9 protein-coding genes are annotated in these 9,399 nt (G+C 39.6%); 6 read left to right on the top strand and 3 right to left on the bottom strand.

The window, feature by feature from the left end; all coding sequences use genetic code 11:
* On the bottom strand, nt 1-212 hold a 212-nt coding region (locus tag BMX83_RS09850), incomplete at its 3' end, for a transposase (RefSeq protein WP_177170575.1).
* Between the two features lie 168 nt (nt 213-380).
* Between BMX83_RS09850 and BMX83_RS09840 the strand changes: the two genes are divergently transcribed.
* The 3 genes from BMX83_RS09840 (at nt 381) to BMX83_RS09830 (ending at nt 3,073) form a co-directional block, all read left to right on the top strand.
* On the top strand, nt 381-914 hold the full coding sequence (locus BMX83_RS09840; protein ID WP_091636557.1) for a hypothetical protein: 534 nt from the start codon (nt 381-383) through the stop codon (nt 912-914).
* A 225-nt stretch (nt 915-1,139) separates the two neighbouring features.
* Complete coding sequence (locus tag BMX83_RS09835; protein ID WP_091636554.1) at nt 1,140-2,459, top strand: IS1380 family transposase; 1,320 nt, start codon at nt 1,140-1,142, stop codon at nt 2,457-2,459.
* 413 nt (nt 2,460-2,872) lie between these two features.
* Nucleotides 2,873-3,073 (top strand): hypothetical protein, encoded by a 201-nt coding sequence (locus BMX83_RS09830; protein WP_080145992.1) that lies wholly within the window; start codon nt 2,873-2,875, stop codon nt 3,071-3,073.
* A 75-nt stretch (nt 3,074-3,148) separates the two neighbouring features.
* Here BMX83_RS09830 and BMX83_RS09825 read toward each other — a convergent pair whose 3' ends face one another.
* Nucleotides 3,149-3,709 (bottom strand): TetR/AcrR family transcriptional regulator, encoded by a 561-nt coding sequence (locus BMX83_RS09825; protein ID WP_177170574.1) that lies wholly within the window; start codon nt 3,707-3,709, stop codon nt 3,149-3,151.
* Nucleotides 3,710-3,842: 133 nt separating this feature from the next.
* Here BMX83_RS09825 and BMX83_RS09820 point away from each other — a divergent pair, with 133 nt between their 5' ends.
* Nucleotides 3,843-5,927, top strand: coding sequence for an efflux RND transporter permease subunit (locus BMX83_RS09820; protein ID WP_091636549.1), 2,085 nt, complete (start codon nt 3,843-3,845; stop codon nt 5,925-5,927).
* Between the two features lie 28 nt (nt 5,928-5,955).
* Nucleotides 5,956-8,343 (top strand): coiled-coil domain-containing protein, encoded by a 2,388-nt coding sequence (locus tag BMX83_RS09815; protein WP_091636546.1) that lies wholly within the window; start codon nt 5,956-5,958, stop codon nt 8,341-8,343.
* A 181-nt stretch (nt 8,344-8,524) separates the two neighbouring features.
* Here BMX83_RS09815 and BMX83_RS09810 read toward each other — a convergent pair whose 3' ends face one another.
* Nucleotides 8,525-8,713: a hypothetical protein gene (locus BMX83_RS09810; protein WP_177170573.1), complete on the bottom strand. Its 189-nt coding sequence runs from the start codon at nt 8,711-8,713 to the stop codon at nt 8,525-8,527.
* Between the two features lie 167 nt (nt 8,714-8,880).
* Here BMX83_RS09810 and BMX83_RS09805 point away from each other — a divergent pair.
* Nucleotides 8,881-9,399: transposase (locus BMX83_RS09805; protein ID WP_177170572.1), on the top strand; the 519-nt coding region annotated here is incomplete at its 3' end.

The raw sequence follows: 9,399 nt of genomic DNA, 5'->3' as shown, positions 1-9,399 counted from the left end.
GTCGTATAATCGCGTTCATAATAGCCATTTCGTTGACTTTGACGTGTAGTTGATCGCTCATATTCATCAGCTTGAATGTATTCTGACCGTTGGTCTTCCATGAGCTGATTAAAAATGGTGGTTAAAATATCTTTCGCTAAATCATCTTTTACAGAATCATTAATTATCTTTTGTATCTCATCAGTATTCAATGTAAAATGTACTTGGGTCATATAAAGTCCTCCTAGGTATGTTTTTGTCGATAAAAACATTGTACCGTAAAAGGAGCTTTATATGGCCTTTTATCTTTTACACAATTATATGGACTTTATCAAAAGGAGAGAGAGATTATGATAAAGAAACTGACGACAAAGATATTGCTAATACTTGGTGTTGTTTCAATGTTCGTAGCATCAATTTCACCAAGTACTGTTCTAGCAGTAAGCGATATTGAAGATGATGGGGTACATAAAGTAACTGAAGAGACGTTAGAACCACTTGAAGATCTTAATCAAAAAGAGCTGATGACTCTTTTAGAAATTGTAGAAAAAATTCCATCAGAACTTTTAGTTGATGGAAAAGAACAAGAATTACTTGCTTATCTTGAGGAAGAAGGAATCTATTACAAGGTCTTAGAAGACACAGAACTGTTAGAAAATGGCGGCTTAGTGTCCACCATGGGAGCGTGGCAAGTAACTAAATGTGTGGCTGCTATCGGTGTAGTGGTTGGAGGATCATTCATAGGTATTGGTCTTTTAATGAAGTTAAAAAACTTCATTAAAGCTGTTGGTGGAATAAAAGCTGCTGGGATGGCGCTGGTACTTATAGCTGAACAAGGATTTACTCAGCAAACTGTAAACGCTCTGGGCAGATCTGTTGTAGCTATGGGCAGTACAATTTTAGGAATTGATCAAATTCAACAACAATGTTCATAGAATCTCTTAGAGGATATGTGAATGTAGGTTAGCAAACTGTACGTAGGATTCTTAGTAATCAAATAATATACCTAGATTATTCATACTTTTTGTAATATTGCTTCGGAATAGTAATGTAATCGTGTTTCGCTAGTCTTTTTTCGTCACCCCTTGGGTGATGAAAAAAGAACCCCTTTCTGATATGGTTGAAGTGCCGAAACCCAACCAAAGAAAGGAGTTCTCTCAATGGTTACATTACAAGAAAAATCAGTAAAATTCAATCAAAATATTTTTGTCTCTCACACAGGTGGCGATCTTTCTAGTGATTCAGGTTTGGTGTTAGTGAAAGAATTTATGGACGCTCTCGAGTTTTCTGAACTAGCTGAGAAAAAGCTTCAGTTACCAGAAAATCGTGCTTATTGGCAGTACGAGAATCATACGATTCTTGAACAATTGGCCCTTCAGTTAATTGCTGGTTACGCCGCTGATTCTTCTGCTAATATTTTGCGGCATGATCCAGTATTTCAAACCATTTTGGGAAAAGAATCTCTCGCTTCTCAGTCGTCGATTTCTCGCTTTTTGGATCGCTTCACGGAAAAAAACATTCTCCAACTTCAAGAATTGAATCAAGTGTTGATTGACAAAGCACGGCTTATTCGCAATACGAATGAAATGATTTTTGGTTTGGATTCTACCCATTCCGATACGTTAGGCGATCAAGAACAAACAGATTATAACGCACACTATCAAACCTATGGGTACCATCCATTGGTAGCTTTTAATGGGATGACGGGTGATTTCTTAAAAGCAGAACTCCGTTCAGGGAATCAGTATACCTCTAAGGGCGTCAAAGAGTTCATGACGCCATTGTTTGAGCATTATGAGAAAGTCGTCCCAGTCACCAATATTCTCGTTCGAGGAGATAGTGGATTTGCGACTCCTGAACTATACGAGCTGTGCGAAGAACACAAAAGTCACTATGTCATCCGGATGAAAAATAATCGTCGGCTCGTTCAGTTGGCGGAACAATATGTCCGTATCGGAGACAACCACCCATGGGAGAAGACAGAAGTCCATTACCATTCGATTTCGTATCAAGCCCAAAAATGGACCCAAGCCCGTCGCGTCTGTGTTCGCTCAACCCGTGAGGGTGGAGAACTCCTCTTCCGTCATGAGTTCGTCGTGACCACTTTATCAGAGGATACCTCTTCAGAAATGGTCTTCAAAACATACGCCAAACGTGGAACGATGGAAAACTTCATCAAAGAAGCGAAAAACGGTTTTTTCTTTGATAAGACGGATAGTCCCCATTTCATTGAGAACCATGCGCGTATGATGTTTAGTGTGCTAGCGTATAACTTGGTTAATTTTCTCAGAACGTCCTGTTTCCAACAGGAATGGACTGGACTACAAATCAATACGATCCGTTTGCGGCTTCTGAAAGTAGCAGGAAAACTAGTTCGTACTGGTAGAAGTATTTACTTGAAACTGTCCAGTCACCACGTCTTTCAAAAAGAATTTTATCAAGCTTTCCATCGAATCCGAGAGATTCGATGTTGGATATAAAAACGACAACTAAAACAGTGAGTTTCCCCATTTAAAAATATAAATCAATTCCCAGGGGGAAGTGCGCTCAAAATTTAGGTTCTATTCGCTTTTTTGTGTTTAGTAAATTGACTGAAGCAAATGGATATCGATTTTTTTACAAGATTCAGGAAAAATTGAGAGAAAAAGAACTACTTTTACTTTTTGGTCTTAAATTTTAGAGGTATGAATAATTCAGGAACAATTAAATTATTTAAACATGAACTGAATGCAACAGCTAAGCAAGTTGTCGGCAACATCAACTTGAATTTGCTTAAAAGAATCATAAAGTTCGGCAGAAGAAAATTATAGAGTCGAGTTCTCTTACTTGCATACTCCGACCATTTTTCATAAAGTGTAAATATACAAAAACGCTAAGAAAGGATGGATAGACGATGAGTCAAAAATTTGATCAACTAAAACAACAGATTCAAAATGTAGACAAAGATAAAGTCGGACAGTTGGTAAACGAGGTTAAACAAGCTCATTCAGATGGAAAAATCGATAAGAATGAACGGGATGAACTAATCAATACAGCTAAACAATCCTTCAGCGGTATTGATTTAGGCGGGCTTGGCGGTTTCGGCAAGAAGTAAGAAGTTAATTTATATTATTAATCAGATAGCTGCACCCTGTCAAAATGGGGTGCAGCTGTTTTACGTTAAATAATATCAGCTATAAGGCTTGGGACCAATAATTTTTTCTATGATCTCGGCCAATTCTTTGTACGTTTGTTTCTGTCCAGTTTCATACCAAGTCTTAAATGTTCCGATCACGCCTCGGATCAGAAAAGCCGAAACTAACCGATGGTAATCTGCATCTACCTGGGGAAAGGCCCTCTGCAGAATATTTCTTGAATGATAATCGATCCAGCCGTCAATTCGAGAAGAAAACGACCGGCTTCCGTTTGGTCCTAATAATATATAAACAATCTCTCTCTTTTCTGTCAGACCTTCAAACAGCACTTCTAATAATAATCCCTCTGTTGTACTATGCCCTTCCTTATCGAACTGATCAAATACACTTTCCAGTTCTTGAAAAACATCATCTTCAATCTCATACAGCAGATCATATATGTCTGAATAGTGAAAATAAAAAGTTCCTCTATTGACTTCTGCCCGTTCTGTCAGCTCCTTTACTTTGACTTGATGAATGGATTGATCTTTCAAAAGATCAATGAGAGTCTGCTTCAAAATTCTTTTAGTTTTTTGAACACTGCGGTTTTTTTTCATGATGGCGCTCCCACTTTCAACACTTCTATTCATTCTGTATAAATTCCAACAATCTGTCTCAATATGTGAATTGTACTTTTTTATTTCTTTATTATAATTAACAGTAGTTGAAATTTGAACAGTTGTCAAATGAATGGGAGGGAAACAGAACATGTTGAAAGAACGTATTTTTAGAACCATTGTCTATCACCGAAAAGTCATCGTCTTTGTATTTGCTTTTCTGGGAATTTTGGCCGCTTTTTCAGCCTCTTTTGTAGAAGTTAATCACGATATGGTAGATTACCTGCCCAGCTCTTCTCCTTCTACCCAAGCTATTCATACGATGGAAGAGGAATTTCCTCAGCAGCCTTCAACGATTCGTCTCATGACTGAAACGATCGGCTTGAATGAAGCAGAAGAAATGAAAGCTGAACTAGCGGCATTAGATAACGTATCTTCGGTGGAATGGCTCGACGACGTAGAAAACATAGAAAAACCACTAGAACAAATGGATCAGACTGCCGTAGCTGATTACTATTTAAATGGAAAAGCACTCTTTACTATTTCTGTTGATACGACTGACACAACAGATCAATATACCTTGATCGAAGAGATCCGAACGATTGCTGGAGACGAAGGTCAATTAGAAGGAACGCTGTTGCAGGATTACGAACTGGATCAACACACTTCCAAAGATTTATATACCACTATAGGATTTGCCGTTCTGATCGCTTTTCTGATCTTGCTGTTCTTTACATCTGCTTGGATCGAACCTGTTTTGATTCTCGGAACTATAGGATTGGCTATTTTGATTAATGCCGGTACCAATATTTTTTTAGGAGAAATTTCTTTTGTTACCAGTAATGCTTTTCCCATCTTACAGTTAGGGGTTTCCATTGACTATTCAATCTTCCTGCTGCATCGCTATGAAGAATATCAAAGGGAAGGAATCGTTCAAGAAGAAGCCATGGTCAAAGCTCTTACGCAGTCTTTAGGCTCTGTTTTATCCAGCGGTTTGACGACGGTTATTGGATTTGCTGCTTTGATTCTAATGAAATTCGGGATTGGAGCTGATATGGGAATTGTTTTAGCAAAAGGGGTTATTTTAAGTTTGCTAGCGGTATTCATCTTCCTGCCGGCGATTACCCTGATGAGCGCCAATGTTTTAGAGAAGACGACACATCGCTCCTTTATCCCTTCTTTGAAACCACTGGCAAACCTAGTTTATCGAGTCCGCTATATTACTTTTCCTTTGATCATTATTTCATCTGGAATATTTTTTATGGCACAGTATCAAAATAACTTTTATTACGGCAGTTCAATGTGGTTATCCGAAGATAATACAGTCATGCAGGAAAAAGCTGCCGTTGATGAAACTTTTGGTCACACCAATGTCATGGCGCTGATGATTCCGAATAAAGATGAAGCAAAAGAAAAAGCGCTGCTGAATGACTTGTCTGACTTTGATCACCTGACAAATGTGCAAGCATATTCCAACGAAGTGGGTTGGACTGTTCCGATTCAGTACGTTCCCGAAAAAACAAGAGAGCTGCTTCAATCACCTCATTACAGCAGGATTGCCATCGAATCTGACTTGCCAGCTGAAAGCAAAGAGACCTTTGCGTTGATTGATTCAATCAACCAAAAAGCTCAAGCTCAGTTCGGCGAGGATTATTTATTGGCTGGTGATAGTGTGTCAACATACGATCTGAAAGATGTGATTAATTCAGACCAGCAGATCGTTAATGCTGCTTCTATTATAGGGATTTTGATTGTTATCTTATTTGCTTTTAAGTCACTTACTTTACCGGCAATCCTCGTATTGAGTATCCAGTCTGCTATCTGGATCAATTTGGGCTTGCCTTACTTTAGAGGCAGCACACTCTTTTACATTGCTTACCTGATTCTCAGCTCGGTTCAATTAGGTGCCACTGTTGATTATGCGGTTTTATTAACTGACCGATATCTGGAGGAGCGCCGTTTATTAAATAAGAAAGCTGCTTTATTATCTGCTATTGAAAAGTCGGGGGAAAGTATTATCGTCTCTGGTACGATTATGACAGCTGCAGGATTTTTATTCGGTGCCTTTTCGACTAATCAAGTCCCTGCCCAAATCGGATTGCTTTTAGCGCAAGGAACCATTTTATCCATGATCGTAGTATTTTTTGGATTACCGATTTTTCTTTATATAGCTGATCGTTTAATTGAAAAAACATCTAAAGGACTTGAATTCAAATAGGATACTCATTAGAAAGGAAAAGTTTATAATGAAAAAACCAATTATTTACCTCAGTACTGCTGCTTTGATTGCCGGCGCACTCTCTACGCCTCTGCAAGCTTTTGCTGCAGAAGCAAATGAAGTTAATTTTACAAAAGAAGAATTGATCTACACTACAATTGATCGATCTGGATCTGTTGAAGACATGTACACGACCAATGTTTTTGAAGGTTCCAATTTAAGTTTAATCAAAGACTTTGGAGATTACGAAGAGTTGCGTCTGTTGAACACAACACATGCAGACTTAACCTCTCCCTCAGCAGATGAGTCTGTGATTCAAACAGACGAAAATCGGGTGATTACACAAGGTAAGCTTCAAAACCGTAAATTGCCTTGGATATTTACTTTCCACTATCTGCTGGATGGAAAAGAAATAGACCCTGAAAAATCCGCTGGTCAGTCAGGCACATTGGAGGTAGAAGTCAACATTCAACCATCCGATGAGTCGGATGAGGCTTTGATGTCTTATGTTGACCATTATGCTTTACAAATCAGTACTTCAATGGACTTGGACACGCATTTTGATTTAAACAGCGAAAACGGTATTGTCAGTACAGCTGGTAATCATCAGCAAGTTCAATGGACCGTTTTACCAGGTCAGTTAGAACCGCTTACTTTTACAGTAGACACTACCGAGTTTGCTGACTTTGACTGGTCTATTAACGGTGCTCCATTGACACTAGGGATAGATAAAGACTTATTTGACCTTTCTTCTTTTACTGAGCCCTTAGCCGATTTAGAGACGGGTATTCAGGCTGTCAATGACGGATCACAATCACTATTTTCCGGCAGCACAGAGTTGAATAGCGGCTTAGAAAGATTACTTGGCGGAAGTCAGCAAGTAACAAATGGAGCCAGCGAACTCTACTCAGGCAGCCAGGCTTTTGTTTCGGGTACCGCTCAAGCATTTGCCAAAACAAAAGAACTGGAGAACGGTTTAGCAGATTTGACTGATGGCAGCAGACAGCTTCAATCAGCTGCTGGACAACTCAATCAAGGAAGTCGGCAATTAGCAAAACAATCAGAGCCTTTCTTTGATGGACTAGCTTCAGTTGACCAGGGTGTATCAGATTTGACTCAAGCATTATCTGACATCGAATCAGGTGCACAACAATTAACCGACCGATCTAAATCTCTGACTGATGGGTCTGCTCGTGTTTTAGATGCACTAAAAACACTACAGGAAAAAGTCAGTCTTCTGACGGCATCATTCAATAAAGCCGCTGAGTTGGCTGATGCTTCACAGAATATCCAATCCGGTATGATTAACCTGGACATGGGGATTGAAAATATAGATCAATCTATTGAAGAATATCAAACTAAGCTTAAAACAAGTGGTCTATCTCCTTCAGACTTAGCCGATCAGAATAGAGCTGCAAAAGAACGATTAGCTGCTTTGAATGAGCAATTGACAAAACTACAACCTTTAGTTGAAGAAGGACTATTAGATGAGGCAGTACTCACTGACCTTCAAACAGCTATCAATCAAACCGAGCAATTAACTGACGCAAATTCCCAGTATATCGAGGGCAGCCAACAAGTTATTGAAGGTATTGAAGGAGTAGTCCAACCCGAGGGGGACCTGAAAGCCGGCAGCAGCCAACTCGTTAAGCAATACCAATCGTTCAACGAGGCAGTAACGACATTAATAGAGAATTTGTCTTCAATCTCAGAAACTGTCGAACCATTGAAGCAAGCTATCGACTCCTTAGTTGACCAATATGGAACCCTTGACGAAGGGGTTAATCAATATACTGAAAGTACCAGCCAGTTATCGAAAGGAATTCAGCAAGCCACTGCAGCAACTCAAGCATTAAAAACAGGAGCAAGTACTCTGGCAGCAAACGGAAGCTCTGTACAGTCTGGATTACAGCGCCTGGCCGAAGGTACAGCCGGATTGTCCAGCGGATCCAAAGAATTGAACAATGGAGTGAATGCTGCACACGCCGGTTCCTTAGCTTTTATAGACGGCTTACAAACACTTCACAACAGCACACGAACACTTGAAACTGGATCCAGACAATTACTCGTGGGTACAGAGGCATTAGAATCCGGCCTTCAAAATGCTGCCAACGGTTCTGATGCCTTAGTAAGCGGCGCTGATCAATTGGCTTCTGGTACATCCGAACTGGCTTCCCAAACTTCTGACCTGCCAGATCAAACAGAAGAAAAAATAGATAAAGCTGTCGCTGAATTCTCAAATGAAGATTATCAGGTTCAGTCTTTTATGGATGACCGTAATGACCAGACGGAAAATGTGCAATTTGTCATTCAGTACCGCGCGTCAGATACAGATCAAGCATCCAATAAACAAACTGAAACAACCCCGCAAGAACCAAAAAGTCTGTGGGAAAAATTCTTGGATCTATTCCGTTGATCACTGCTTGCACAGCGTAAGACGCCGCTATAAAAGGCTGAAACAAAACTAGCTAGAAAGTGAAATCCCGTCAATTCAAGGAAATTTAATCCTTGGTTTGACGGGATTTTTGATTGTTCTACACTTAAAGTTTTAATCAATTTTGATCAGTAGAGATTTTTGGTCAAACATCTTTTAGCGATTAGCCTTTAACAGACGCTCCAGATACTGCATCCATTACTTCATTTTCTTCTCTTACTGAAGCTCCGGATACCGCATCGCTTTCTTCTGCATGGTCGCTCGCTGAGGCTCCAGAAACGCCGTCAGTACCACCTTCTAGTGTTTTACCAGTCTGTTTCAAGTACCAGTCGATAATGGGCTGAAAGTCCAAAATATATTCATTCCTGAATAATTCATACTTTGACTTCAAACCGTCTGAAACTGCCTAACGGCAGTCTTCATTTACTTTTTCATTTTCACCTGTTAAGTGATGCAAAAAGAACCCCATTCTGATATGGTAAAGGTGTCGAAACCAACCATAAGAAAGGAGTTCTTCTCATGACTAGCTTACACAAAAACCAGGTAAAATTCAATTCAAACATCATCATTTCGCATACAGGTGGTCGTTTATCGAGTGATTCGGGTTTAGTCTTAGTTAAAGAAGTAATGGATACCTTCAAGTTTTCTGATTTGGCAAAATCACTTCTGGACATTAAAGATAACCGTGCTTACTTCACACATGATAACTTAGCGATATTAGAACAACTCATTATGCAGTTAATTGCTGGGTACTCGGCAGACTCATCAGCTAATCTATTAAGACAGGATCCAGTCTTTCAAGCTGTACTCGGTAAAAAAGAGTTGGCCTCACAATCGTCAATCTCACGGTTTTTAGATCGTTTCACCGAGGAGAACATGGATCAACTCCAAGCATTAAATCAGTCGCTGATTGATAAAGCGCGTTTGATTCGCAATGACACCGAGTTAATCATTGATGTCGATTCCACTCATTCAGATACCTTTGGCCATCAAGAACAAACAGATTATAATGCACATTATCAAACCTACGGCTACCAC

Source organism: Alkalibacterium gilvum, assembly GCF_900109085.1.
In the GTDB taxonomy this organism is placed as follows: Bacteria; Bacillota; Bacilli; order Lactobacillales; family Carnobacteriaceae_A; genus Alkalibacterium; species Alkalibacterium gilvum.
The sequence above is the reverse complement of the archived record's forward strand: the minus strand, read 5'-3'. Positions and strand labels throughout refer to the sequence as shown.